The following is a 25,274-nucleotide window of genomic DNA, read 5'->3' as shown; positions in this document are numbered from 1 at the left end:
ATGTCGCTCGACGACAAGGTGGAAACCGAACGGGCACGGCCTGAACCGATCAAGGCCGTGCCCGTACGGCATCCGGGGCGCTGGGTCGCGGTGGTCGTCATCGGCGTGCTGACGTCGATGTTCGTGCACCTGCTGGTGACCAACGAGGCGTTCCAGTGGTCGTTCATGGTCGACAACATGTTCCGGCCGCCGGTGATCGCCGGCCTGCGCGGCACGATCGCGCTGACCGTGACCGCGATGCTGATCGGTGTCGTGCTCGGCACCGTCATCGCGATCATGCGGATGTCGGAGAACCCGATCCTGCGCGGCGTGGCCTGGGTCTACACCTGGTTCTTCCGGGCGGTGCCCCGGCTGGTGCTGGCGCTCCTCTTCGGCAACCTGGGCATCCTGTGGTCGCGGCTGGAGTTCGGCCTGCCGTTCGACCGGCAGATCGGCGCGCTGTTCGGGGTGGAGAACTTCGAGGCCCGGCTGTTCGGGTTCAGCGCGGTCGACATCCTGAGCGGGTTCGTGGCCGGCATGCTGGCGCTCGGCCTGACCGAGGCGGCGTACATGGCCGAGATCGTCCGGGCCGGTATCCAGTCGGTCGACCCGGGGCAGACCGAGGCGGCCGAGGCACTGGGGATGTCCCGGTCGCAGATCCTGCGCCGGATCGTGCTGCCGCAGGCGATGCGGGTGATCATTCCGCCGACCGGCAACGAGACGATCGGCATGCTCAAGGACACCTCGCTGGTCGCGTTCGTGCCGGTGTCGACCGAGTTGCTCTTCCAGCTCAAGGCGGTCGGCACGCGTACCTTCCAGGTCTTCCCGATGTACGTCGCGGCGTGCCTGTGGTACCTGGCGCTGACCAGCGTCCTGCTGGTCGGCCAGTACTACCTGGAACGGCACTTCTCGCGCGGCTACGGGCGCAAGGAGAAGGCCCGGATGCGGCTGCGCAACATCGGCGCGGAGAACACCGGCCGGACGACGGAGGCATCGTGACCGAGGTGCTGGACGGCGGGGTCAAGATCGTGAAGGAAGGCGCGGAGCCCGGCGTGATGGTCCGGGCCGAGCAGGTGCACAAGTCGTTCGGCAGCCTGGAGGTGCTGCGCGGCATCGACCTGACCGTGCGTACCGGCGAGGTGAGCTGCGTACTCGGTCCGTCCGGGTCGGGCAAGTCGACGTTCCTGCGTTGCGTCAACCACCTGGAGAAGATCAACGCCGGGCGGATCTGGGTCGACGGCGAACTGATCGGCTACCGGGAGCGTGGCGGGAAGCTGCACGAGCTGCGGTCCCGTGAGGTGGCCGCGCAGCGGCGCGACATCGGCATGGTGTTCCAGCGGTTCAACCTCTTCCCGCACATGACGGTGCTGGCCAACGTGATGGAGGCCCCGCTGCGGGTGCGCGGGGAGTCGAAGGCCGAGGTCCGGGAGCGGTCCGCGACGCTGCTCGCCCGGGTCGGCCTGGCCGACAAGTCCGGCGGCTATCCGGGGCAGCTCTCCGGCGGCCAGCAGCAGCGGGTGGCGATCGCCCGGGCGCTGGCGATGCGGCCGAAGCTGATGCTCTTCGACGAGCCGACCAGCGCGCTCGACCCGGAACTCGTGGGCGAGGTGCTGGATGTGATGAAGGACCTGGCCCGCGAGGGGATGACGATGATCGTGGTCACCCACGAGATCGGCTTCGCCCGTGAGGTCGGCGACTCGCTGGTCTTCATGGACGGCGGCGTGGTCGTCGAGTCCGGCGTACCGCGCGAGGTGATCGCGAATCCCCGGCACGAGCGTACGAAGGCGTTCCTGGCCAAGGTGCTGTGAGCCGGCCGGCCCGGCTCGTCGTACCACGCCGGGCCGGGCGCCGGGACGCCGGCCGGGCGTGGGCTCCGGGCCGCGGCGCCGGTCGACGGCGCGACCGGCCGGGTCGCGGGCGGTTTTCGTCGGGGGCCCGGACTAGAGTGGGCCGACGTGACCGACAACCAGCCCCGACTGCTGTTGCTCGACGGCCACTCGCTGGCCTACCGGGCGTTCTTCGCCCTGCCGGTGGAGAACTTCTCCACCACGACCGGGCAGCCCACCAACGCGGTCTACGGCTTCACCTCGATGCTGATCAACCTGCTGCGCGACGAGAAGCCGACCCACATCGTGGTGGCGTTCGACGTGTCCCGGCGGTCGTTCCGCACCGAGAAGTACGCCGAGTACAAGGCGGGCCGCTCGGAGACCCCGGCCGACTTCGCCGGGCAGGTGAGCCTGGTCCGTGAGGTGCTCGACGCGCTGCGTATCCCGGTGGTGGAGAAACCCGGCTACGAGGCCGACGACGTGCTCGCGACGCTGGCCTGCCAGGGCCGCGACGCCGGCATGCGGGTGCTGATCAGCACCGGTGACCGCGACGCGTTCCAGCTCGTCGGCGACCAGGTCACGGTGCTCTACCCGCGCAAGGGCGTCTCCGACCTGGCAAGGATGGACCCCGCCGCGGTCACCGAGAAATACGGCGTGGGACCGGACCGCTACCGCGACCTGGCCGCCCTGGTCGGCGAGTCCAGCGACAACCTGCCCGGCATCCCCGGCGTCGGCCCGAAGACCGCCGCGAAGTGGATCAACCAGTACGGCGGGGTCGACGGCGTCGTCGCCCGGGCCGACGAGATCAAGGGCAAGGCCGGCGAGAGCCTGCGCGAGCGGCTCGCCGACGTGATCCGCAACTACGACATCAACTGCCTGGTCTCCGACCTGGAGCTGCCGCTGCGTCCCGAGGACGCGCGCTGGGCCGGCTGGGACCGGGAGGCGGTCCACCAGGTGTTCGACACCCTGCAGTTCCGGGTCCTGCGGGACCGGCTCTACCAGTACCTGGAGGCGGTCGAGCCGGAGGCCGAGGCCGGCTTCGAGCTGGCCGGCGAGAAGCTGGCGCCGGGTGCGGTCGCCGCCTGGCTGGTCGACCACATCGCGGTCGGCGAGCCGACCGGGGTGGCGGTCGCCGGCACGTTCGGCCGTGGCACCGGAGCCCTGACCGGGGTGGCGCTGGCCACCGCCGACGGGCCGGCGGCCTGGTTCGACCCGGCGACCCTCGACGCGCAGGACGAGGCCGCCGTCGCCACGTGGCTGGCCGACCCGGAGCGGCCGAAGGTGATCCACGACAGCAAGCCGGCGCTGCTGGCGTTCGCCGCGCACGGCTGGCGGCTGCGCGGCGTCGGGCGCGACACCGCGCTGGCCGCCTACCTGGCCCGCCCCGACCAGCGGTCCTACGACATCACCGACCTGGCGCTGCGCTACCTGCACCGCGAGCTGCGGATCGACACCCCGCAGAACGGTCAGCTCACCCTGGACGGGCTCGGCAACGACAGCGAGGTCGAGCAGAACCTGATGCTGCGCGCCCGGGCCACCCTCGACCTCGCCGAGGCGATCGACGAGGAACTCGACCGCGACGGCGAGGCGTCCGCCCGGCTGATGGCCGACGTCGAACTGCCGCTGGTCGAGGTGCTGGCCGCGATGGAGCGGACCGGTATCGCCGCGGACACCGACTACCTGTCGAACCTCGAGGCGCACTTCGCGGCCGAGGTGAAGGCCGCGGCCCAGGGGGCGTACGCGGCGGTCGGGCGGGAGTTCAACCTCGGCTCGCCGAAGCAGCTGCAGGAGATCCTCTTCACCGAGCTGGGGCTGCCCAAGACCAAGCGGATCAAGACCGGTTACACCACCGACGCCGACGCGCTCCAGTGGCTCTACGCGCAGAACCCGCACCCGGTGCTGGAACACCTGCTGCGGCACCGGGACGTGGCCAAGCTGAAGTCGACCGTCGACGGGCTGCTCAAGTCGGTCTCCGACGACGGCCGGATCCACACCACGTTCCACCAGACGGTCGCCGCCACCGGCCGGCTGTCGTCGACCGACCCCAACCTCCAGAACATCCCGATCCGCACCGAGGAGGGCCGGCGGATCCGCCGGGCGTTCGTGGTCGGGGAGGGCGCCGAGTCGCTGCTCACCGCCGACTACAGCCAGATCGAGATGCGGATCATGGCGCACCTGTCGAAGGACGAGGCGTTGATCGAGGCGTTCAACTCCGGCGCCGACTTCCACGCCGCGACCGCGTCGTCGGTGTTCGGCGTACCGCTGGCCGAGGTCCTCCCCGACCAGCGGCGCAAGATCAAGGCCATGAACTACGGCCTCGCGTACGGCCTCAGCGCCTTCGGCCTCTCCCAGCAGCTCGGGATCTCGACCGAGGAGGCGCGCGGGCTGATGGAGGAGTACTTCTCCCGGTTCGGCGGCGTCCGCGACTACCTGCAGTCGGTGGTGAAGCGGGCGGTGCAGGAGGGCTACACCGAGACCATCCTCGGTCGCCGCCGTTACCTGCCCGACCTGGTCAGCGACAACCGGCAGCGCCGGGAGATGGCCGAGCGGATGGCGCTCAACGCCCCCATCCAGGGCTCGGCGGCCGACATCATCAAGGTCGCCATGCTCCGGGTCGACGCGGCGCTGCGCGACTTCGACCTGCGGTCGCGGATGCTGCTCCAGGTCCACGACGAGCTGGTCTTCGAGGTCGCCACCGGCGAACGCGAACGCCTGGAGACCCTGGTCCGGGCCGAGATGGGGGGCGCCTACCCGTTGTCGGTGCCGCTGGAGGTGTCGGTCGGGTTCGGCACCGACTGGAACAGCGCCGACCACTGACGTGGCGGGGGCACGGCTCAGCGCAGCGGATCGTGCCCCCAGTTCATCAGCGAGTGCCGCCAGCGGGTGTCGGTGACGTCGCCGTCCGGGCGTTGCGCGAGGTGGCGGTGCACGTAGCCGACCACCTTGCGCATGTGTTTGCGGTCGTCGCCGGTCAGGTCGCCCTTCTTCGCCCGCAGCAGGGCGACGATGCGCCGGCCGGACTCGTGCCCGGTCGTCTCGGCGGCGCCGCCCTTGTGCTGGCCGGCCTCCTTCGACGCGTCGGTGTCCAGCCAGTCCTCCAGTTCGCGCGGGGTCATGTTGACGGCCTCGTCGAAATCGCGGTCGGTCTCCTCGTCGGTGTGCGGCATCCGTGCCTCCTCCCGGCGGCCGGCCGGTCAGTCGTCCTCCCGGCCGAGGGACTCCGGACGGTGCACCGCGTCCCGGCCGGACCTGTCGCTGCGTACCCGGAACTGGGGATCCTCCGGCGTGGCCGCGACGGTGCGGCCGGCCGCCTCGGTGCGCTCGTCGATCTCCTCCTCGACGGTGCCGTGCACGGTCACGCCGTGGCTGCGCCACGACACCCGGTCGCCCACGTGCGGCCTGTCCCGTCTGTTCCTCATACCGGCCGGATACCCGACCCCGAACAGCGGAAACGCGGCGGAGAAGGCCGCCCGGCCGTCCTCCGCCGCGGTGCGGACCTCGGCTCCGTCCGCTACGTCACCGGGCCTTCTGCGCCGGCGCGTCGGACCCGGCCCGCTGTGCCGAGGTGTCCGACCCGGCCTTCTGCGACGAGTCGCCGGACCTGGCCTTCTGCGGCGAGTCGCCGGACCTGGCCTTCTGCGGCGGGCCGCCGCCGTACCGGCCGGGCCGGGCCTGCATCGCGTCCATCAACTCGTCCCGGTTCATCCGGTCGGGGTCGCTGACCCCGGCGTGCCGGGCCTGCTCGGCGAGTTCGGCGGTGCTCATCTGCTGCCTGGCGGCCATCGGTCTCACCTCCGTGTCGATGTGCTGCCTGCGCCCACGGCATACCCGGCGACGCACCGCCGAACCCGTGGCCGGCCATCCGACCGGGTGAACCCGCTGCACCGGCCCGCCGTGGCGGGAGCGCACCGGCCGGCCCGGCGCACCGGCCGGCCCGGCGCACCGGCCGGCCCGGCGCACCGGCCGGCCCGGCGCACCGGCCGGCCCGGCGTCAGGCTGCCGGCTTGTCGCTGACGAAGATGGCGGTGCCCGGGAAGAGTCGGCCCCGCAGCGGACTCCACTGCCCCCAGACACCCTCGTGTCCGGCCGGCCACTCGGGCTCCACCAGGTCGCGTACGACGAAACCGGCCGCGACCAGCTCGCGGATCCGGTCGCCGACGGTGCGGTGCTGTTCGACGTACGTCGGGACGCCGGCCCCGTCCTGTTCGACGTACGGCCGGCGGTCGAAGTAGGAGTGCACCGCGGTCAGCCCGCCCTCGCCGGGATCGTCGAGGAAGATCCAGCGCATCGGGTGGGTGACGGAGAACGCCCACCGGCCGCCCGGGCGCAGCACCCGGTGCACCTCGCGCATCACGGCCTCGGAGTCGGCGACGAACGGGACCGCGCCGAAGGCGGTGCAGACGATGTCGAACGACGCGTCGCGGAACGGCAGGGCCATCGCGTCGGACTGGACCAGCGGCACGCGTACCCCGGATCGGTCGGCGGCGGTGGCGGCGTGCCGCAGCATGCCGGCGGACAGGTCGGTGGCGACCACGTCGGCGCCCTGGCCGACCAGCCAGCGGGCCACGGCGGCGGCGCCGCAGCCGAGTTCGAGGACGCGTCGGCCGCGTACGTCGCCGAGGAGCCGGGCGTCGGACTCGCGCAGTCCCTCGGGGCACCACACGAAGTCGACGTCGCCGAGGAACAGGCCGTGTTCGGCCTGGTAGTCGTCGGCGTCGTGGTCCCACCAGGCGCGGCTGGCCAACCGGCTCTCCGCGTCGGTCACCGTGCGCCGGGTCACCCTTGCGTTATCCGTCACACCGCAGACCCTAGGACGGGGCTGCCGGCGGGGTGGTGCACGGGGCGGTTAGGGTGTTTCACGCGTCTTGCCGGAAAGTGGGATACTTCTGTGTTCGTGTCCCACGATGCGGTCGGTGCCGTCCGGTGTGAAAAAGAGGCGCCCGACTCGTGCCGGGAGGGCTTGCATGCTGTGGTAATGCGCACGGTAGGCTAGTCGATGCGCTCGCGGATCGTGTGCCTCGGCAGGGAGCAGGTCCGCGGTCGACGGACATGACGAATGATCTCACCACCGATCTTGGTGGTGTGCCGGTCGTCGCCATGTGGCGTCGACGGATCCGCTGGCGCAAACAGGTCACCGCGATACCAGCCTGCTGTGACACCCACATCCGACCGGAGCAACCGCCCACATGACGAGCAGCATCGAGGCCACCTCGAGCGCCACCAAGGTCACCGTCGACGACCTCGGTTCCGAGGAAGCCTTCCTCGCCGCGATCGACGAGACCATCAAGTACTTCAACGACGGTGACATTGTCGAAGGCACCGTCGTCAAGGTCGATCGGGACGAGGTCCTGCTCGACATCGGCTACAAGACCGAGGGCGTCATCCCCTCGCGCGAGTTGTCGATCAAGCACGACGTGGACCCCGCTGAGGTGGTGTCGGTCGGTGACCAGATCGAGGCCCTGGTCCTCCAGAAGGAGGACAAGGAGGGCCGCCTGATTCTCTCGAAGAAGCGGGCGCAGTACGAGCGCGCGTGGGGCACCATCGAGAAGATCAAGGACGAGGACGGCGTCGTTCGGGGCTCCGTCATCGAGGTGGTCAAGGGCGGTCTCATCCTCGACATCGGGCTGCGCGGCTTCCTGCCCGCCTCCCTGGTCGAGATGCGGCGGGTCCGTGACCTGCAGCCGTACGTGGGACGCGAGCTCGAGGCGAAGATCATCGAGCTGGACAAGAACCGCAACAACGTGGTCCTGTCCCGCCGGGCATGGCTGGAGCAGACGCAGTCCGAGGTTCGCACCGAGTTCCTCAACAAGCTCCAGAAGGGCCAGGTCCGCAAGGGCGTCGTGTCCTCGATCGTCAACTTCGGCGCGTTCGTCGACCTGGGCGGCGTGGACGGCCTGGTGCACGTCTCCGAGCTGTCCTGGAAGCACATCGACCACCCGTCCGAGGTTGTCGAGGTCGGCCAGGAGGTGGAGGTCGAGGTCCTCGACGTCGACCTCGACCGCGAGCGGGTCTCGCTGTCGCTGAAGGCCACCCAGGAAGACCCGTGGCGTCAGTTCGCCCGTACCCACGCGATCCAGCAGATCGTCCCGGGTAAGGTCACCAAGCTCGTTCCGTTCGGTGCGTTCGTCCGGGTCGACGACGGCATCGAGGGCCTGGTGCACATCTCCGAGCTGGCCGAGCGCCACGTGGAGATCCCGGAGCAGGTCGTCCAGGTGGGCTCCGACGTCATGGTCAAGGTCATCGACATCGACCTGGAGCGGCGCCGGATCTCGCTGTCGCTGAAGCAGGCCAACGAGGGCTTCGTCGAGGGCGAGGAGCACTTCGACCCCACCCTCTACGGCATGGCCGCGACGTACGACAACGAGGGCAACTACATCTACCCCGAGGGCTTCGACCCGGAGACCGGGGAGTGGCTCGAAGGTTTCGACAAGCAGCGCGAGACCTGGGAGACGCAGTACGCCGAGGCGCGTCAGCGCTGGGAGGCCCACACCAAGCAGGTGCAGTCCTCCCGGGCCGCCGACGCCGAGGCCGCGGCCAACCCGGCTCCGGCCGGCGGTGGTGGCGGCGCGACGTCGTCGACGACCCCGGCTCCGGCCCGTCAGGCGGAGGAGCCGGCCGGCACCCTCGCCACCGACGAGGCGCTCGCCGCCCTGCGCGAGAAGCTCGCCGGCGGCAAGTAAGCCGTACCGGCAGCGGCCCGGCCGCCAGTCCTTCGGGGCTGGCCGCCGGGCCGCTGTTCTTTTCCCGGGCCGGGCGCCCCGGCCCGCCCTCGGCCGACCGGCCCTGCCAAGATCCGCGTGATCAGGGATTTTGCGGCCAGACACGCCGGCGACACGCTCGACCTGACCCCTGATCACGCGGATCTTGAGGTGGGTTGCGTGGACCCCGCACTTGGGGGAGCGGCGGGGGTCGGGTTGACTGGGGCCCGTGTTGAGTGTGGGGCTTACCGGGGGATCGGATCCGGCAAGAGTTCGGTGGCGCGGCGGCTGGCCGAACACGGTGCCGTCGTCGTCGACTCCGACGTCATCGCCCGCGAGGTCGTCGCGGCCGGCACCGACGGGCTGCGGGAGATCGTCGACGCGTTCGGCACCGGGGTGCTGCGACCCGACGGCAGCCTCGACCGGCCGGCACTGGGTGCCCTCGTCTTCGGCGACACCGCCGCCCGTCGCCGGCTCGAGGGGATCACCCATCCGCGGGTGCGGGCCCGCAGCCGGGAACTCGCCGCCGCGGCGCCGCCCGACGCGGTGCTGGTCAACGACGTACCGCTGCTGGTCGAGGTGGGGCTCGCGCCGACGTACCACCTGGTCGTGGTCGTGGAGACCGACCGGGACGTCCGGATCGGCCGGCTGGTCCGCGACCGGGGGATGACCGAGAAGCAGGCGATGGAGCGGATCGCGGCCCAGGCCGACGACGCGGTCCGGCGGGCCGCCGCCGACGTCGTGCTGGGCAACGACGGCGACCTCGCCGACCTGCACGCCGCGGTGGACCGGCTGTGGGATCGGCTGGTGCCGTACGAGGCGAACGTCCGGTACCGGCGGCGGGCGCCGCGCCCGGCGGAGGTGTCGCTGACCGGGGCCGATCCGTCCTGGCCGGACCAGGCCCGGCGGCTCGCCGAACGGATCCGCCACCTGGTGCGCGATCCCGACCGCCGGGTCGACCACATCGGCTCGACAGCGGTGCCGGGACTGGCCGCCAAGGACGTCGTCGACCTGCAACTGTCGGTGTCGTCGCTGGCCGAGGCCGACGCGCTGGCCGACCGGCTCACCGACGGCGGATTCCCCCGCCTGCCCGGCGACTGGTGGGACTCGCCCAAACCGCCGGATTCCGACCCGGCCCGGTGGACCAAGCGGCTGCACGTCAACGCCGACCCGGGCCGCCCGGTCAACCTGCACGTCCGGGTCACCGGCTCGCCGGGGTGGCGGTGCGCCCTGCTGCTGCGTGACTTCCTGCGCGCCGACGAGGCCGTACACGCCGAGTACCTGGCGCTGAAGCAGGGACTCGCCGAGCGGTCCGCGACCGTCGACGAGTACGCCGAGGCGAAGGAGCCGTGGTTCGACACCGCGTACGACCGGGCCCGGCGGTGGGCCGACCGGACCGGCTGGCAGCCGTGACGCGCCCCTGGCGTCGCCCGGCGCCGGGTCAGGCGCGCGGCACCGGACGCACGTACGCGACCCGGCCGGGATCGACGTCGAGCTGCGCGAAGGCGCCCGTCCGGGTCCGCAGTTCCAGCCGGCGCAGCGCGCCGGACGAGTCCACCCAGTAGCGCAGCCGGCCCTGCCCGGGCCGGGCGGCGCCCGCCTGCCCCGGACGGCCGACCTCGAAGACGGTGACGGCGGTGTCGTCGACCCGGTCGGTCCGCAACCGGATCGCCGACCTGCGCAGCGCGGCCGCGTCGTCGCGGGCCCCGGTGCCGAGCGCCAGCAGTTCGGTGAGCAGCACGTCGACGTCGAGCGCACCCTGCGCGTCGCCGCGTTGACGCCAGTCGACGTGGGTCCAGCTCCGGTCGGTCGGCGGCGGCACCGGCGGCTGGCGGTCGGCGGTCACCCGCTGCGGCGCGACCCGGATCGCCGGGCCGGTCCGGTCGGCGCGGATCAGCGCGGTCTCGCCGGGCTTGTCGAGGTCGCCGACGGCGACGTACGCGACGGTGTTGCGCCAGTCGACCAGTCCGGTGCCACGCAGGTTCGCGGTCGGCACGGTCGGCAGGGCGAAGGTCACCTTGCCACCGCCGAGCGCGCGGTTGCGTTGCCGCATCCGGGAGAGCAGGTCGGCCTCTTCGGCGGTGACGGCCCGGGGCTCGACCGGCCGGCCGCCGAGGGCGTCGATCGCGGTGATACCGGCGTCGTCGGCCCGGTCGAGGTGCGCGTTGACCGGCCGGTTGCCGGCGAGCAGCGCCTCGAACCGGTGCAGCCGGGCGTCGCCGTCGAGCCAGTAGCGCACCGCGCCGCCCATGGCGGCCAGCGACGTCTCCGCCGGTCGCGCCGACGTCGGCCCGCCGGCCGGGCCGGTGGTCGCCGCGCCGCCGGTACGGGGCGTGTCCACTCCGGCCGACGCCGATCCGTCGCCTGCCGGGGCGCCACCCGGGCTGCCACCGGGCGTCGGGGTGCCGGCGCGTGGTGCGGCCGTACCGGAGGGGCCGGCCGACGTCCCGGGGGTGCCGGACGGGGCGGCGGCCGGCGGCGGCGCGGAACGCGCGGTGCCGCTGGGGGCCGCGGTGCCGGCGGGGGCCGCGGTGCCGGTGCCGGGCGCGGCGGGGGTCGACGGCGCGTCGGTGCCGGTGGGCTTCGGCTGGGGCGGCACCGCCGGGCCGAGCAGCACGTCGACGGTGGCGCCGCCGGCCCGGTCGCGCCCGAGCCACCGGGACTCGCTGCGTTCGATCAGGTCGGCGGCGTCGGCCCGGTCGTGGGCGATGGCGAAGAGCAGGGCCAGGAACGACTCGACCGGTCCGGTGTCCGGCCCGCTCGCGGTGAACCGCTCGATCCGCCAGCCGTCGGCGGGCGGCACGTCGGGCGGCGCGGTGCTGACCGCGTTCCCGGTGGGCGTACCCGGGGCGCTCCCGTCGGCCGGGCGCACCGTGCCGACGGCACCGGTGCCGGTGGGCGTACCGTCGTCCGGCGCGGTGTCCGCGGGGCGGGTGGCGAGCACTCCGGGCGCCGCCTGGAGCAGGCCGCGCCGCTCCCCGGCGCCCGGCCCGGACACCGACAGGTATGCCAGTGCGCGGCTCCAGTCGACCCGGCCGATGAGGCGTACCTCGGCGCCGGGGTCGCCGATGGTGGCGCGTACGCCGACCCGGGCCTGCTGGAAGTTGGTCATCCGCATCGTGGCGAGCCGCTGCGCCTCGGCCGTCGACAGCGGCCGGGCCTGCGGTGACGCCGCCGGCGCGCAGGAGACGAGGCCGGTGGCCAGGCCGGCCGCGGATCCGATGGCGACACAGCCGAGGGCGACCAGGGCGACGATCCGGCGGCGGTCGCCGGTGGGGGAGAACCTCACGCGTGGTTGAACGCCGGTAGCGGGTCGAAGGTGACGTGTGGCCCCAAACCGGATGCCGGCGTGCGGGAACGTGACGGGGCTGCTCGCGGCGGCCGGTCTGCGCTTGCGCGCGACCGCGGCCGGTGCGCACGCCGGCGATGTACCGGGGCTGCAACCACCGCGCCGGGTCCGATCAGCCGGTGTGGAGGCCCGATCGTCGACCCGGACGACCGCCGCGAGCGGCCTACCCCTAGCACGGTAGTCCGGTGACATCTACCACACAATGGGGATATCGAAGCTGATCGGGTACTGACCGTTGCCGGTCCACGGACTGTCAGACGGTGGGCGTACGTTTGATGGCATGGCGCTCGACATTCCGCGGCTCGACGGTCGCTTCGAGGTGATCAGCGAATTCACCCCGTCCGGCGACCAGCCGACGGCTATCGATGATCTTGAGCGTCGGGTGCGGCGCGGGGACCGCAACGCGGTCCTGCTCGGCGCGACCGGCACCGGCAAGAGCGCGACGACGGCCTGGCTGATCGAGCGGCTGCAGCGGCCGACGCTGGTGCTGGCCCCCAACAAGACCCTGTGCGCACAGCTCGCCAAGGAGTTCCGCGAGCTGCTGCCGAACAACGCCGTCGAATACTTCGTCTCCTACTACGACTACTACCAGCCCGAGGCGTACATCGCGCAGACCGACACCTACATCGAGAAGGACTCCTCGATCAACGAGGAGGTCGAGCGGCTGCGGCACTCGGCGACGATGTCCCTGCTGACCCGCCGCGACGTGGTGGTGGTGGCGACGGTCTCCGCGATCTACGGCCTGGGCACCCCGCAGGAATACCTCGACCGGGCGGTCCGGGTGCACGTCGGGCAGGAGATCGAGCGCGACCAGCTGCTGCGCCGGCTGGTCGACGTGCAGTACACCCGCAACGACATGGCGTTCACCCGGGGCACGTTCCGGGTCCGCGGCGACACGCTGGAGATCATCCCGGCCTACGAGGAGCTGGCCGTCCGGATCGAGTTCTTCGGTGACGAGGTGGAGAAGCTCTACTACCTGCACCCGCTGACCGGAGAGGCGGTCCGGGAGGTCGACCACCTGCTGATCTTCCCGGCCACCCACTACACCGCCGGCGCGGAGCGGATGGAGCGGGCGATCAACGGCATCGAGGCGGAGCTGGCCGAACGCCTCGACGAGCTGGAACGCCAGGGCAAGCTGCTCGAGGCGCAGCGGCTGCGGATGCGCACGACGTACGACGTCGAGATGATGCGCCAGGTCGGATCCTGCTCGGGGATCGAGAACTACTCGATGCACATCGACGGCCGGCTGCCCGGCAGTCCGCCGCACTGTCTGCTCGACTACTTCCCCGACGACTTCCTGACCGTCGTCGACGAGTCGCACGTGAGCATCCCGCAGATCGGCGGCATGTTCGAGGGTGACGCCTCCCGCAAGCGGGTCCTGATCGAGCACGGCTTCCGGCTGCCCAGCGCACAGGACAACCGCCCGCTGCGGTTCGACGAGTTCCTGGAGCGGGTCGGGCAGATGGTGTTCCTGTCCGCCACCCCCGGCCCCTGGGAACTCGAACAGGTCCAGGGCGAGGTGGTCGAGCAGGTCATCCGCCCCACCGGCCTGGTCGACCCCGAGGTCGTCGTCAAGCCGACCAAGGGGCAGATCGACGACCTCATCCACGAGATCCGGCTGCGCACCGAGCGCGACGAACGGGTCCTGGTCACCACACTGACCAAGAAGATGGCCGAGGATCTCACCGACTACCTGCTGGAGCACGGCATCCGGGTGCGTTACCTGCACTCCGAGGTCGACACCCTGCGCCGGGTCGAGCTGCTGCGCGAACTGCGCAAGGGCGACTACGACGTGCTGGTCGGCATCAACCTGCTGCGGGAGGGGCTCGACCTGCCCGAGGTGTCGCTCGTCGCGATCCTCGACGCGGACAAGGAGGGCTTCCTGCGCAGCGGCCGGTCGCTGATCCAGACCATCGGCCGCGCCGCCCGTAACGTGTCCGGCCAGGTGCACATGTACGCCGACAAGATGACCCCGTCGATGGAAGCCGCGATCGACGAGACCAGCCGCCGCCGGGCCAAGCAGATCGCCCACAACGAGGCGCACGGCATCTCGCCCGCGCCGTTGCGCAAGAAGATCCACGACATCCTCGACGACATCTACCGCGAGGCCGACGACACCGAGGGGGCGCTGGCCGGACGCGGTCCGGGCGGGGCGATCATCGGCGGTGCCGGCCGGCAGATGTCGCGCGGCAAGGCGCCGGTGCCGGAGACCCGTTCGCGGGGCCGGGCGACCGCCGGACCGTCCCGCGAGGGCATGGCCCGCGCCGACCTGGCCCAGCTCATCCAGGACCTCAACGACCAGATGCTGGCCGCCGCCCGGGAGCTGCAGTTCGAACTGGCCGCCCGGATCCGCGACGAGGTGGCCGAGCTGAAGAAGGAGCTGCGCGGGATGGACGTCGCCGGGGTGAAGTGAGCCGGTGCGGGCACCGGCCGGCGTCCACCCCGGCGCCCGGCCGGTCCGCCCCGCGGTGAGCCGGCCGCCGGGTCAGACGTAGCGGTCGAAACCGCCCTCCGAGTCGATCACCTGCCCGGTGATCCAGTGCCCGTCCGGCGAACAGAGCCAGGCGACCAGCCGGGCGGCGTCGTCCGGGGTGCCCCACCGGCCGCCCGGGAAGAGGCGGGCCACCGTCTCGCGCGCGTCCGGTCCGGCATACCCGGTGTCGGTCGGCCCCGGGTTGACGCAGTTGACGGTGATGCCCCGCGGTGCCAGCAGCCGCGCGAACTGCCGGGTCAGCACCTCGACGCCGGCCTTGCTGGCCGCGTACGCCAGCTCGTCCGGCATCGGGCCGAGCCGCTGACCGCTGGAGAACAGCAGCACCCGGCCGTCGCCGGGGCCGGCCGCAAACCCGGCGGCGAACGCCTCCACCAGCAGCATCGTGGCCCGTACGTTGACCACCAGGTGCCGGTCGATCTCCGCCGCGTCCAGCCCGCCGAGCACGGTACTGGTGGAGTAGGCGTGTACGGCCACCAGCGCGTCCAACCGGCCGAGCCGGTCCCGCGCGCCCGCGACGAGCGCGGCCGGGGCGGCCGGGTCGGCCAGATCCGCCTCGACGTGTGCGGCCCGGTCACCGAGTTCGGCGAGCAGCGCCGGCACCCCGTCCGGGTCGCCGCCGTACGGCTGCGCGGCGTCGTACCCGGGCAGGCCGGTCAGGACCACCCGCCAGCCGTCAGCGACCAGCCGGCGGGCGACCGCCGCGCCGATCCCGATCCGGCGGCTGACCCCGGTCACGAGTGCTGTTCGTCGTGTCATGGCGACGAGCCAACCGGGACCGGGCGGAAAGCGCCAGCCGATTCGGGCTCCGTGCCCGGTTCGTCACCGCAAGCCGCCGGAGCCACCTTCGGCGTCCGGTTGTCGCACGGGGTTGTTATGGTTCGGCCGCCCCCACAAACCGATCGCATCCGGAGCCTCGTCGTGGCCATCTACCAGCACATCACCGAGTTCGCCGGCCTCCCCGTCACCGTGTTCGACCCCGAGTCGGCCGCCTCGGTCGTCGACCCCGCCTCGACCGCCTGGCGGATCGAGGGCGACTACGAGACCAGCACCGATGAGTTCCGGGAACTGTTCGAGAAGTTCCTGTCCGTCGTCGACCCGGCGCAGGTACGGGCCCTGATCATCGGCCAGTGGGGCGAGGCGTACGAGGAGAGCGCCCCGGTCGACATGCTGGTCGAGTTCGCGCCGAGCTTTTCGGCCCTGCGGGCGCTGTTCCTCGCCGAACTGACCATGGAGGAGTCCGAGATCTCCTGGATCCAGCAGGGCGACATCACCCCGTTGTTCACCGCCTTTCCGGAGCTGGAGATCCTGCGGGTGCGCGGCACCGAGGGACTGGAACTCACCCCGCTGCGGCACACCAACCTGCGCGAGTTCGCGATCGAGTCCGGCGGGCTGCCCGGCCGGGTGGTGCGGCAGGTGGCCGAGTGCGACCTGCCGGCGCTGACCCACCTCGAGCTGTGGCTCGGCACCGACAACTACGGCGGCGACGCCACCGTCGACGATTTCGCCCCGATCCTGGCCGGTGGCCGGCTGCCGGCGCTGCGTCGCCTCGGGCTGCGCAACGCCGAGATCGCCGACCAGGTCGCCGCCGCGGTGGCCGGCGCGCCGGTCGTGGCCCGGCTCGACGTCCTCGACATGTCGCTCGGCATGCTCGGCGACGACGGTGTCGCCGCCCTGCTCGCCGGCCAGCCGCTGACCCACCTCAAGCGCCTCGACCTGCACCGCCACTACATCAGCGACGAGGTCGGCGCGCGGCTGACCGGCGAACTGCCCGGCGTCGAGGTCGACCTCTCCGACCAGCAGAAGGACCGCCCCGGCGACCGCTACGTGGCCGTCTCGGAATGACACCCCCGCCCGTGCTGGTCGTGGTCGGCAACCCGGACAACCGCCGGGTCACCGGATTCCGGGCCGCCGCGGCCGGCGGCTGGCCGGGCCGGCTGGAGGTGCTGCCCTGGCGGCGTCTCGTCATCGGCCCGGTGCGGCTGCCGGCCGGAGCCGTCGTCCGGATCGACTCCCCCGGTGAGGACGCCGAGGTCGACCGGCTGCTGCGCGGTGCCGCCCGACCGGCCGAGCACGGCGAGATCGTCGGTCTGGCCGCGTGGCACCGGGGCCTGGGCGTCGCCCTCGACCATCTCACCACGGCCGCGCGGGCCGCCGGGGCGACGCTGCTGAACGCGCCCGACGAGATCCGCACCATGTTCGACAAGCGGGCCTGCCACGCCCGGCTCGCCGCCGCCGGGGTGCCGGTGCCACCCGCGCTGCCGACGGCGCCACGCGACCACGCCGAACTGCGGGCCGCGCTGCGCGCGGCGGGCTGGTCGCGGGTGTTCGTCAAGCCGGCGCACGGCTCGTCCGCGTCCGGTGTGCTGGCGCTGGAGTTGGCCGGTGGCCGGATCCGGGCGACGACCTCGGTCGAGCTGGCCCCCGGCGGGCGGCTGTTCAACTCGCTGCGGGTACGCACCTACCAGTCCGAACGGGACGTCGCCGCCATCGTCGACCGGCTCGCCCCGGACAACCTGCACGTCGAGCGCTGGTTTCCCAAGGCCGGGCTCGGCGACCGGGTCGTCGACCTGCGGGTGCTGGTGGTGGCCGGCGAACCGACCCACGTCGTGGTGCGGTCGAGCCGGGGGCCGCTGACCAACCTGCACCTGGGCAACGCCCGCGGCGACCTGGCGGCGGTCCGGGCCGCGATGGGGCCGGCGGCATACCGGGCGGCCCTGGACACCTGCGTCCGCGTGGCGGACCGCTTCCCGGGAAGTCTGCACGTCGCGGTCGACCTGCTGCCCGGGACCGGCTGGCGACGGCACGCGGTCGCCGAGGTCAACGCCTTCGGCGACCTGCTGCCCGGGCTGCGCGACGACGCCGGGCGGGACCCCTGGGCCGCACAGTTGCACGCCCTGCGCACCGGCCGGTTCGCCGCCCCGACCGCGGGGCACACCACGGCCGGCCGCGTTCCGCACCGGGTGGCGGCGTGAAGGACCTCGTCGGCAGCCACGACCTGCTCTTCATAACCCTCGACACGCTGCGCCACGACGTCGCCGCCGAGCTGGTGGCCGCCGGTCGCACCCCGACCCTGGCCCGGGCGCTGCCCGGCGGGTCCTGGCAGCGGCGGCACAGCCCGGCGAGCTTCACGTACGCCGCCCACCAGGCGTTCTTCGCCGGCTTCCTGCCCACCCCGACCACCCCGGGGCCGCATCCGAGGCTGTTCGCCGCCGCGTTCCCGGGCAGCGAGAGCACCGGCGGCGACACCTGGGTCTTCGACGCGCCCGACGTGGTGAGCGGGCTGGCCGCGGCCGGCTACCACACCGTGTGCGTCGGCGGTGTCGGCTTCTTCAACCACCGCTCGCCCCTCGGCCGGGTGCTGCCCGGTCTGTTCGCCGAGTCGCACTGGGAGCCGGAGTTCGGGGTGACCGCGCCGGCCTGCTTCGAGGCGCAGCTCGACCGGATCGCCACGGTCGTGCCGGGGGTGCCCGCCGACCGGCCGCTGTTCCTGTTCGTCAACGTCGCCGCGCTGCACCAACCCAACCGGCACTACCTGCCCGGCGCCGATGTCGACAGCCGGGACAGCCACGCCGCCGCGCTGGAGTACGTCGACCGGCACATCGGCCGGCTCTTCGCCCTGGCGACCTCGCGCGGCCGCCCGTGCCTGGTGCTGATCTGCGCCGACCACGGGACGGCGTACGGCGAGGACGGCCACACCGGACACCGGGTCGCCCACGAGGTGGTGTGGACGGTGCCGTACGCCGAGTTCGTGCTCGATCCGGGGCAGCGGCAGCCCTCCGGCACGGCGGCGCCCTCTGGCACGGCAGTGGCGTCCGGCGACGGGCGGGCCGCCCCGTGATCGACGGATCGCCGTACCAGGGCTACCTCTACGCCTATCCGCACAAGACGGCGTACCGGCCGCTGCGGCCCCGACCGGCGCTGCGCGATGTGTGGGCGGCCGAGCCGACCGACGCGCTCATGCTCTACCTGCACCTGCCGTTCTGCGAGATGCGGTGCGGCTTCTGCAACCTGTTCACCCGCGCCAACCCGCCGGCGGAGCAGGTCCGCGCCTACCTCGACCAGTTGCGCCGCCAGGCGGCCCGGGTCGGTGGGGCGCTCGGCGGCCGGCCCGGAATCGCCCGCATCGCGGTCGGCGGCGGCACCCCCACCTATCTGACCGCCGGCGAACTGACCGAGATGTTCGGCATCCTCGCCGACTTCGGCGCCCCGCTCGGCGCTGTCCCGACGGCGGTGGAGACGTCGCCGGCCACGGCCACCGCCGACCGGATCGCGGTGCTCGCCGAACACGGCACCACCCGGGTCAGCATCGGGGTGCAGAGCTTCCTCGACGGCGAGGCGCACGCCGCCGGCCGCCCGCAGAAACGGGCCGAGGTCGACCGCGCCCTGGCCACGATCCGCGCCCACGACATCCCGGAGCTCAACCTCGACCTGATCTACGGCATCGGCGGCCAGACGGCACGGACGTGGGCGTACTCCCTCGACGCCGCACTCGCCTGGCGACCGGAGGAGATCTTCCTCTACCCGCTGTACGTACGGCCGCTGACCGGCCTGGGCCGAAGGATCCTGCCGCTGTCGGCCCCCACCGGTCCGGTGCCGGCGGCCGGCGGCGAACCGGCCGGGACCGGGACGGCCGGCGGCGAACCGGCCGGGATCGGGACGGCCGGGACCGGGCCGGTCGGCGCGGCGGGCGGGGACCCGTGGGACACCCAGCGGCTGGCGCTGTACCGGCAGGGCCGCGACCACCTGCGCGCCGCCGGTTACCGGCAACTGTCGATGCGGCACTTCCGCCGTGCCGATCTGCCCGACGATGACGCACCGGACTATTCGTGCCAGGACGACGGCATGGTCGGCCTCGGCTGCGGCGCCCGCTCCTACACCGCCGACCTGCACTACTCGTTCGACTACGCGGTCGGCATCGGGCAGGTCCGCGCGATCATCGACGACTACCTGCGCCGCCCGGCCGCCGACTTCGACCACGCCGAGGTCGGGTTCCGGCTCGACGGCACCGAGAAACGCCGCCGCTGGCTGGTCAAGTCGCTGCTGCGGGCCGAGGGCTTCGACCCGGCCGGCTACCGGGACCGGTTCGGCGCCGACCCGGGCGACGACTTCCCGCAGCTCGACACCCTCGCCGTGCGTGGCTGGCTGCGCCGGGAGGCCGACCGGCTCACGCTCACCGACGCCGGCCTGGAACGCTCCGACGCGATCGGCCCGTGGCTGGTCTCCGGCCCGGTACGCGCCGCCATGGCGGAGCACGTGCCGCGATGAACCTGTCGATCCTCTACCGGGGGCCGCTGGCCAGTTGCAACTACGACTGCCCGTACTGCCCGTTCGCCAAGCGCCGGGACAGCCGGGCCGAGTTGCGGGCCGACCGCGAGGCGCTGACCAGGTTCGCCGACTGGGTCGACCGCAATCCGGACGACGACCGGATCTCGGTGCTGTTCACCCCGTGGGGGAGGGCCTGACCCGGTCCTGGTACCGCCAGACGCTGACCCGGCTGTCCCACCTCCCGCACGTCGACCGGGTCGCGATCCAGACCAACCTGGCCTGCCGGCTCGACTGGGTCGCCGACACCGACCGGGACACCCTGGCCCTGTGGGCGACCTACCATCCCGGCCAGGTGCGCCGGGACGCCTTCCTCGCCAAGTGCGCGACCCTGCACGACCTCGGCGTACGCTTCTCGGTCGGCGTCGTCGGCCAGCCCGGGCACCTCGCCGAGGCCAGGGCGCTGCGGGCGGCCCTGCCCGACGACGTCTACCTGTGGGTCAACGCCGCCGACGGCCACCGGTACGAGCCGGCGGAGGAGGCCGACTGGACCGGGATCGACCCGCTCTTCGGCTACAGCGTCCGGCCGCACGAGTCGGCCGGCCGGGCCTGCCGGGCCGGCGAGACGGTGATCTCCGTACGCGGTGACGGCCAGGTGCGGCGCTGCCACTTCGTCGACGAACCGCTGGGCAATCTCTACGACGGGTCGTACCGCGCCGCGTTGGGGCCCCGGCCCTGCCCCAACCAGCTCTGCGACTGCCACATCGGATACGTGCACCTGAGGACGCTGCCGCTCTACGACGTCTTCGCCGGCGGCGTACTGGAACGCGTTCCGGTACGCGACGCGACCTGGGGCGTGCCGGCGCGGGCCCTGCGCTGAGCCGCGGCGCGGGCCGATGTGAGTCGGGCGGTGCGGACCGGGGCCGTCTACCCGGTGGACCGGGCGGCGGCACCCGGCCGCACCGGCGGTCAGGTCTGCGCCAGCGGGGCGTACTGCTCCTCGGTGAGGCCGAAGGTCCACGCGACCCCGCCCCGCGCGGTTCGGGTGTCGGGCGGCACCCGGAGCCAGTAGGTCCGGTAGGTGCCGTCCGGCTCGGCCGTCGAGTTGACCACCTCGACCATGACCAGCGGCTCGTCGTCGCTGAGTTCGATCCGCCACAGCACGCCGCACTCGTCGCGGTGCAGCGCGCGGGCGTTGCTGTCCCGCAGATAGCGGTCGTAGCCGAAGTGCTCCAGCATCACCCGGCGGACCTCGGCGTTCTGCTCCGCCCTGATCCGTTGCACCGTGAGCTTCGGCAGTTCCCGCGCGACCTCGGCCGGAATCGCCATGCCACGCCACACGTGCAGGCCGTAGCCGTCCGGATAGGCCAGGGCCGGCCCGTCGCCGCGGTGCAGCCGGCCGACGTTGTCGCGCTCGGCCACCACCGGCCGCTCGGTCAGCACCGCCACCTGCTCGTACGGCCACCACCAGCCGGCCGAGGTGGCGACCCCGGCCAGCCCGCGCAGCCGCGGGTCGCCGTCGAAGGCGGACAGCCAGGCCGCCTCGTGCAGCCCGTAGACGGCGTCGAAGAGCGCGGACCGGGCCCGCTCGGTCAGCGGGTCGCGGACGTCGGCGACCAGGTCCTCGGCGAGCCGGGTGCGCAGCGGCGTGACCACCCGGTCGACGAGCAGGTTCCAGGTGCGCTGCCCGCCGGCCGCCCAGTGGGCCGCCCAACCGGCCGGACCGAGCCGCTCGGTCGCCGCCATCCGGGCCGCCGCCCACGGCGCGGTGCGCAGGGTGCCGCGGATCGCCTTGCCCGGCGCGACCTCGCCCGGTACGCAGCCCTGCGCGCGCAGGGCCGCCAGCACCTCCGCGATCGCCGTGGCGGTCCGGGTGGCCGGCGCGGCGCCGGAATCCGTACCGTCCGGGGCGTCCGCCGCCGGGTCGGCGGCGTCCGGGCCGGGCCTGGCGGCACCGGCGGGGGCAGCGGCGTCCGGGCCGGACCCGGCGGCACCGGCGGGGGCAGCGGTGAGCAGGGCGGCGGCCAGCGCGCCGGCGAACGGCGACGGCAGCCACACCACGTGGCGCGGGGCGGGCAGGCCGGCGGCGACGTACGCCTCCCGGACCGCGGCCTCCGCCGCCGGGCGGTCGGCCGGCGTGGTGCACAACCCGTGCTCGAGCCAGCGGTCGGCGAGGCCGGCCAGCGCGGCCGCGGCGGCGTCCTCGGCCGTCGCCGGCGTCGCGTCCAATGGTCCGGCGGGGGCCGGCGTCGCGTCCGGTGGTCCGGCGGGGGCCGGCGCGACGGTCACGGTCTCGATCGTCATCAGTCGGCCACCGGCCGCCACGCGCCGGGCACGTATTCGCGCTGCCGGATCACCCGGTAGGACCCCGCCGGCAGGGCGATCGGTCCGTGCTCCTCGTGGCTGAGCCGGCCGTAGCCCTTGACCAGCAGGAACGACGGGTCGCTCTGGTCGGGCAGCGCCCACAGCGTGACACCGGACCCGCTCACCACGTGCGCGTGACCGGTCGCCTCGCCCCGGGCGAGGACGAGCCGGCCGCGGGCGTCCCGGCCGGCCGGGACCAGACCGGGTGGCACGTCGGCGGGTTCGATGGGATGGACGAGGACATCACCCTGGCGGTACATGCACGCTCCCGGGGTCGTTGACGGACGCTTCGGAGGCTAGTGCCGCCGTACGACAACTCAGGCGGGCACGTCGGTGAAGTGCTCGACCACCGGCGGGGCGGCGAAGTGGGGGCCGATCAGCGAACGCCAGGTCGTGAACCGTTCGGTGGCCCGGAAGTTCTCCTCGTGGGCGGCGACCGAGTCCCACTCGACCAGCAGCACGAACCGGCTCGGCGACTCGATGCCGCGGGTCATCCGTACCGACCGGCAGCCGGGCGTCGTGACGAGCAGCTCGTGTCCCTTGGCGTACGCGGCGGCGAACTCGTCCTCGCGGCCGGCGACCACATCGATCAGGGCAACCTCAAGCACCATGTCCGGCAGCCTCCCACGCCCCGCCCCGCCGCCCACACCCCGGGTCAACGATCCGCGTGATCAGGGAGTAAATCGAGCGTGTCGTCGGCGGGGCGGGATCCAGACTCCCTGGTCACGCGGATCTTGCGCCTGGTGTACGGCACGCGAAGCCCTTTCGCCGGAGCTGAGTCCACCACCCCGGTTGCCAGCCGGCGGCAGCGCCGGTACGGGCGATCATGCCGCCTCGCCTCGGGTGACCGCCTGGGGCGGCGCTGCCGCCAGGTAGCCCGAACAAGATCCGCGTGATCAGGGGCCGCTGCCCCCGCCCCGCCGACGACACGCCCGAAGTACTCCCTGATCACCGTGATCAGGGAGTGGCGCATCCCGGCAAGATCCGCGTGATCAGGGAGTACGCACCACGGCTCGCCGACGACACGCTCGATTCACTCCCTGATCACGCGGATCAAAGGGGGTGGGCTAGTGTCCTAGGAGGGTCTACGGGGTGTGGGATGTGGGGTGTGTGGCGTGGCGCAACTATCGCGGGGGCTGAAGAGGCGGGAGGCTCGGGTCAGACCCGGTGGGCGCCGACCAGAGTCGCGGCGCGGTCGGCGGAGAGCGGCTCCTCGATGACCCGCCGCTGGGTGTAGCAGGCGTGCAGCATCCGGCGCCGGTCGGGGCTGTCCGGTGCTGCCGTCACGATCCCGATGTGGTGGATCGGCCGGCCGGGGCGGGCGAAGAAGTACAGGTCGCCGGGGCGTTCCGCGCCGAGCAGCAGGGGAGTGGTGGCGTCGGCCTGGTCGTCGGCGTCGCGGGGCAGCCGTACGCCGAACCGGCGCCAGGCCAGGTGCACCAGGCCCGAGCAGTCCACCCCGTACGCCGACACGCCGCCCCAGATATAGACGACGTCCCGCAGCCGGGACGCCATCGCCAGTACCTCGTCGGCGGTCGGCGGTCGGGTCGACACCGGGACCAGGTGGCCGTCCGGCGTCCACAGGGGCTGCCGGTGGCCGGGGGCGTGCACCGGCCGCCAGCCGTCGCGGGCCGGCCCGGCCGGGAGCAGTCGGGTGCCGAGGATGACGCCGTCGAGCACCAGTTCGCCGGCCGGGTCGGCGTGCAGGCTGGTCGTGGTGGCGTCGACGACGAGGGGCTGCGCGGGCGGGGTCTCCCGCGGTGCCGGGCTCAGCTGGGCAGTCGGCAGCCAGCCGGGATATCCGCGCGGGTCGAGTTTGGCGGCCGGCTGTTCGACGGCGACGACGCGGGCCCAGCCGTCGGCGCGGACCTCCTCGACCAGCACCCGCTCGCCGAGCAGGAGTTGGCTGAGCACGCACTCGCCGACCTGCTGGTCGCGGTTCATCGCGGAGATCCAGGCGGGGATGTCGGTGCGGTCGGCCAGGGCGGGCGCGTCGACCGCCCGGGTGGTTTCGGGGCTGGCCCACAGTGTCGCCACGGCGACCCGTACGACCGCGTTCCGGCCCGCATCGAGCGTCATGCCCACCGCCACCCCTCCAGGTTGCGCGACTCCCGCCCTTTTCCGGGAATTGCCGAACATCCGGAAAACCGACCATACGAAAGTTTCTTGCAATGAACAACGATGGTTCGGATGTTGCCTTCAGCTCAGGCCGACGTCGAGCCCCGGACCGGCGGGCAGTACGACGGTCGCACCCTCGTAACGAATTCCACCCACCACCGGTGACGACGCCAGCCACCACGCGGCGTCCAGATCGGACACCGCGGTCGTGCCGTACGCCGCGACCAGGCTCGCCGCCGCCCCCAACCCGATCGGGCCCTCCATCATCGAGCCGACGACCGTGCCGATGTCGTGGGCCGCCGCGAGGTCCAACAGCGTACGCGCCGGTGCCAGCCCGCCGCACTTGGCCAGCTTGACGTTGACCATGTCGGCGGCCCGGCGCCGGATCACCTCGACCAGGTCACGTACGTCGAAGACCGCCTCGTCGGCCAGGATCGGGGTGTCGACCCGGTCGCTGACCCAGGCCAGCCCGTCGAGGTCCCGGCGGGCGACGGGCTGTTCGACGAGTTCGACGTCGAGGCCGGCGTCCTCGATGCCCCGGATGACGCGTACCGCCTCGCGGGGCAGCCAGCCCTGGTTGGCGTCGAGCCGGATGCGGGCCGCCGGGCCGGCCGCCGCCCGTACGGCGCGTACCCGGGCCAGGTCGCCGGCGGCGTCGGTGCCCACCTTGACCTTCAGCACGGTGAATCCCTCGGCGGTGCGGGCGGCGGCGGCCGCCGCGAGCGCGTCGGGGTCGCCGGCGGCGAGCGTGACGTCGGTCGGCACCCGCAGCGTCGTGCCGCCGAGCAGGCGGACCAGCGGCAGGCCGGCCCGCCGGGCGGCCAGGTCGTGCAGGGCGACGTCGACGGCGCACTTGGCGGCCTCGTTGCCGGCCACCGCCCGCCGGGTACGGGCGCAGTTGGTCAGCAGGTCGTCGGCGTCGAGTCCGGCCAGTGCGGGCCCGAGGACCTGCGCGACGCAGGCTTCCGCGCCGGCGATGGAGGCGCCGGTGACCTGCCACACCTGGGGCGCCTCGCCGAAGCCGGACCGGCCGTCGGCGTCGACGACCTCCACGATCAGGGTCTCGAGGGTCGTGGCCCGGCGCAACGCGGTCACGAACGGGGTGTGCAGCGGCGCCGAGAGCCGGTGGGTGCGTACGGCCGCGATCGTCATGCCGGGCACCCTATCCAGCCGGGGCGGGCCGC

22 protein-coding genes and 1 pseudogene are annotated in these 25,274 nt (G+C 73.1%); 12 read left to right on the top strand and 11 right to left on the bottom strand.

The genetic code is table 11. The features are described from left to right. The 3 genes from Prubr_RS01470 to polA all read left to right on the top strand — a co-directional run bounded on the left by Prubr_RS01470 (window position 1) and on the right by polA (window position 4,622). Window positions 1–978 carry an amino acid ABC transporter permease gene (locus Prubr_RS01470; RefSeq protein WP_212820868.1) on the top strand — a complete coding sequence of 326 codons (978 nt, stop codon included), beginning with the start codon at window positions 1–3 and terminating at the stop codon, window positions 976–978. 56 nt (window positions 979–1,034) lie between these two features. Beyond that, window positions 1,035–1,787 (top strand): amino acid ABC transporter ATP-binding protein, encoded by a 753-nt coding sequence (locus Prubr_RS01465; protein ID WP_212827317.1) that lies wholly within the window; start codon window positions 1,035–1,037, stop codon window positions 1,785–1,787. A 147-nt stretch (window positions 1,788–1,934) separates the two neighbouring features. Further along, window positions 1,935–4,622 carry a DNA polymerase I gene (gene polA / locus Prubr_RS01460; protein ID WP_212820866.1) on the top strand — a complete coding sequence of 896 codons (2,688 nt, stop codon included), beginning with the start codon at window positions 1,935–1,937 and terminating at the stop codon, window positions 4,620–4,622. 20 nt (window positions 4,623–4,642) lie between these two features. Here the strand turns inward: polA and Prubr_RS01455 are convergent. The 4 genes and pseudogenes from Prubr_RS01455 to Prubr_RS01440 form a co-directional block, all read right to left on the bottom strand. Next, a pseudogene (locus tag Prubr_RS01455) lies at window positions 4,643–4,972 on the bottom strand (DUF3140 domain-containing protein); the annotation flags it as partial. 27 nt (window positions 4,973–4,999) lie between these two features. After that, window positions 5,000–5,224: a hypervirulence associated TUDOR domain-containing protein gene (locus Prubr_RS01450; protein WP_212820862.1), complete on the bottom strand. Its 225-nt coding sequence runs from the start codon at window positions 5,222–5,224 to the stop codon at window positions 5,000–5,002. A gap of 97 nt (window positions 5,225–5,321) precedes the next feature. Beyond that, window positions 5,322–5,588 (bottom strand): hypothetical protein, encoded by a 267-nt coding sequence (locus Prubr_RS01445; protein ID WP_212820860.1) that lies wholly within the window; start codon window positions 5,586–5,588, stop codon window positions 5,322–5,324. Window positions 5,589–5,796: 208 nt separating this feature from the next. Continuing rightward, window positions 5,797–6,603: a class I SAM-dependent methyltransferase gene (locus tag Prubr_RS01440; protein WP_212820858.1), complete on the bottom strand. Its 807-nt coding sequence runs from the start codon at window positions 6,601–6,603 to the stop codon at window positions 5,797–5,799. 388 nt (window positions 6,604–6,991) lie between these two features. Here Prubr_RS01440 and rpsA point away from each other — a divergent pair, with 388 nt between their 5' ends. After that, window positions 6,992–8,485, top strand: a complete 1,494-nt coding sequence (rpsA, locus tag Prubr_RS01435) for a 30S ribosomal protein S1 (protein WP_212820856.1) — start codon at window positions 6,992–6,994, stop codon at window positions 8,483–8,485. Between the two features lie 294 nt (window positions 8,486–8,779). Then, window positions 8,780–9,916, top strand: coding sequence for a dephospho-CoA kinase (coaE, locus tag Prubr_RS01430; protein ID WP_246568204.1), 1,137 nt, complete (start codon window positions 8,780–8,782; stop codon window positions 9,914–9,916). Window positions 9,917–9,944: 28 nt separating this feature from the next. Here coaE and Prubr_RS01425 read toward each other — a convergent pair whose 3' ends face one another. Beyond that, the gene (locus tag Prubr_RS01425; protein ID WP_212820854.1) at window positions 9,945–11,792 is read right to left on the bottom strand and encodes a hypothetical protein; all 1,848 of its coding nucleotides are present in this window, start codon (window positions 11,790–11,792) and stop codon (window positions 9,945–9,947) included. A gap of 340 nt (window positions 11,793–12,132) precedes the next feature. Between Prubr_RS01425 and uvrB the strand changes: the two genes are divergently transcribed. Then, window positions 12,133–14,265, top strand: coding sequence for an excinuclease ABC subunit UvrB (gene uvrB / locus Prubr_RS01420; protein WP_212820852.1), 2,133 nt, complete (start codon window positions 12,133–12,135; stop codon window positions 14,263–14,265). Window positions 14,266–14,337: 72 nt separating this feature from the next. On the opposite strand, the gene Prubr_RS01415 is transcribed toward uvrB, so the two are convergent. Next, a complete protein-coding gene (locus tag Prubr_RS01415; protein ID WP_212820850.1) occupies window positions 14,338–15,102 on the bottom strand; it encodes an SDR family oxidoreductase in 765 nt (254 codons plus the stop codon). Between the two features lie 162 nt (window positions 15,103–15,264). On the opposite strand from Prubr_RS01415, the gene Prubr_RS01410 reads away from it, so the two are divergent. Genes Prubr_RS01410 through Prubr_RS01390 form a run of 6 tightly spaced genes read left to right on the top strand, consistent with a single transcriptional unit; the run spans window position 15,265 to window position 20,488 of the window. Then, window positions 15,265–16,188: an STM4015 family protein gene (locus tag Prubr_RS01410; protein WP_212820847.1), complete on the top strand. Its 924-nt coding sequence runs from the start codon at window positions 15,265–15,267 to the stop codon at window positions 16,186–16,188. Then, on the top strand, window positions 16,185–17,318 hold the full coding sequence (locus Prubr_RS01405; RefSeq protein ID WP_212820846.1) for an STM4014 family protein: 1,134 nt from the start codon (window positions 16,185–16,187) through the stop codon (window positions 17,316–17,318). Before Prubr_RS01410 ends, Prubr_RS01405 begins: the two co-directional genes overlap by 4 nt. Continuing rightward, window positions 17,315–18,184: an STM4013/SEN3800 family hydrolase gene (locus Prubr_RS01400; RefSeq protein ID WP_212820844.1), complete on the top strand. Its 870-nt coding sequence runs from the start codon at window positions 17,315–17,317 to the stop codon at window positions 18,182–18,184. Before Prubr_RS01405 ends, Prubr_RS01400 begins: the two co-directional genes overlap by 4 nt. After that, on the top strand, window positions 18,181–19,611 hold the full coding sequence (locus tag Prubr_RS36585) for a coproporphyrinogen III oxidase family protein (RefSeq protein ID WP_246568203.1): 1,431 nt from the start codon (window positions 18,181–18,183) through the stop codon (window positions 19,609–19,611). The genes Prubr_RS01400 and Prubr_RS36585 overlap by 4 nt, the downstream gene beginning before the upstream one ends. Then, on the top strand, window positions 19,608–19,808 hold the full coding sequence (locus Prubr_RS36580; RefSeq protein ID WP_246568201.1) for a hypothetical protein: 201 nt from the start codon (window positions 19,608–19,610) through the stop codon (window positions 19,806–19,808). Before Prubr_RS36585 ends, Prubr_RS36580 begins: the two co-directional genes overlap by 4 nt. Next, complete coding sequence (locus Prubr_RS01390; protein WP_246568199.1) at window positions 19,793–20,488, top strand: STM4011 family radical SAM protein; 696 nt, start codon at window positions 19,793–19,795, stop codon at window positions 20,486–20,488. Before Prubr_RS36580 ends, Prubr_RS01390 begins: the two co-directional genes overlap by 16 nt. A gap of 89 nt (window positions 20,489–20,577) precedes the next feature. On the opposite strand, the gene Prubr_RS01385 is transcribed toward Prubr_RS01390, so the two are convergent. The 5 genes from Prubr_RS01385 to Prubr_RS01365 all read right to left on the bottom strand — a co-directional run bounded on the left by Prubr_RS01385 (window position 20,578) and on the right by Prubr_RS01365 (window position 25,242). After that, a complete protein-coding gene (locus tag Prubr_RS01385; protein ID WP_246568197.1) occupies window positions 20,578–21,912 on the bottom strand; it encodes a DUF6745 domain-containing protein in 1,335 nt (444 codons plus the stop codon). After that, window positions 21,912–22,232, bottom strand: coding sequence for a hypothetical protein (locus Prubr_RS01380; protein WP_212820842.1), 321 nt, complete (start codon window positions 22,230–22,232; stop codon window positions 21,912–21,914). The genes Prubr_RS01385 and Prubr_RS01380 overlap by 1 nt, the downstream gene beginning before the upstream one ends. A 57-nt stretch (window positions 22,233–22,289) precedes the next feature. Next, the gene (locus Prubr_RS01375; protein ID WP_212820840.1) at window positions 22,290–22,583 is read right to left on the bottom strand and encodes an antibiotic biosynthesis monooxygenase family protein; all 294 of its coding nucleotides are present in this window, start codon (window positions 22,581–22,583) and stop codon (window positions 22,290–22,292) included. 547 nt (window positions 22,584–23,130) lie between these two features. Further along, window positions 23,131–24,051 (bottom strand): C40 family peptidase, encoded by a 921-nt coding sequence (locus Prubr_RS01370; protein WP_212820838.1) that lies wholly within the window; start codon window positions 24,049–24,051, stop codon window positions 23,131–23,133. 120 nt (window positions 24,052–24,171) lie between these two features. After that, window positions 24,172–25,242 carry a mandelate racemase/muconate lactonizing enzyme family protein gene (locus Prubr_RS01365; protein ID WP_212820836.1) on the bottom strand — a complete coding sequence of 357 codons (1,071 nt, stop codon included), beginning with the start codon at window positions 25,240–25,242 and terminating at the stop codon, window positions 24,172–24,174. Window positions 25,243–25,274 lie beyond the last annotated feature (32 nt).

Source organism: Polymorphospora rubra (assembly GCF_018324255.1).
GTDB lineage: Bacteria > Actinomycetota > Actinomycetes > Mycobacteriales > Micromonosporaceae > Polymorphospora > Polymorphospora rubra.
The sequence above is the reverse complement of the archived record's forward strand: the minus strand, read 5'-3'. Positions and strand labels throughout refer to the sequence as shown.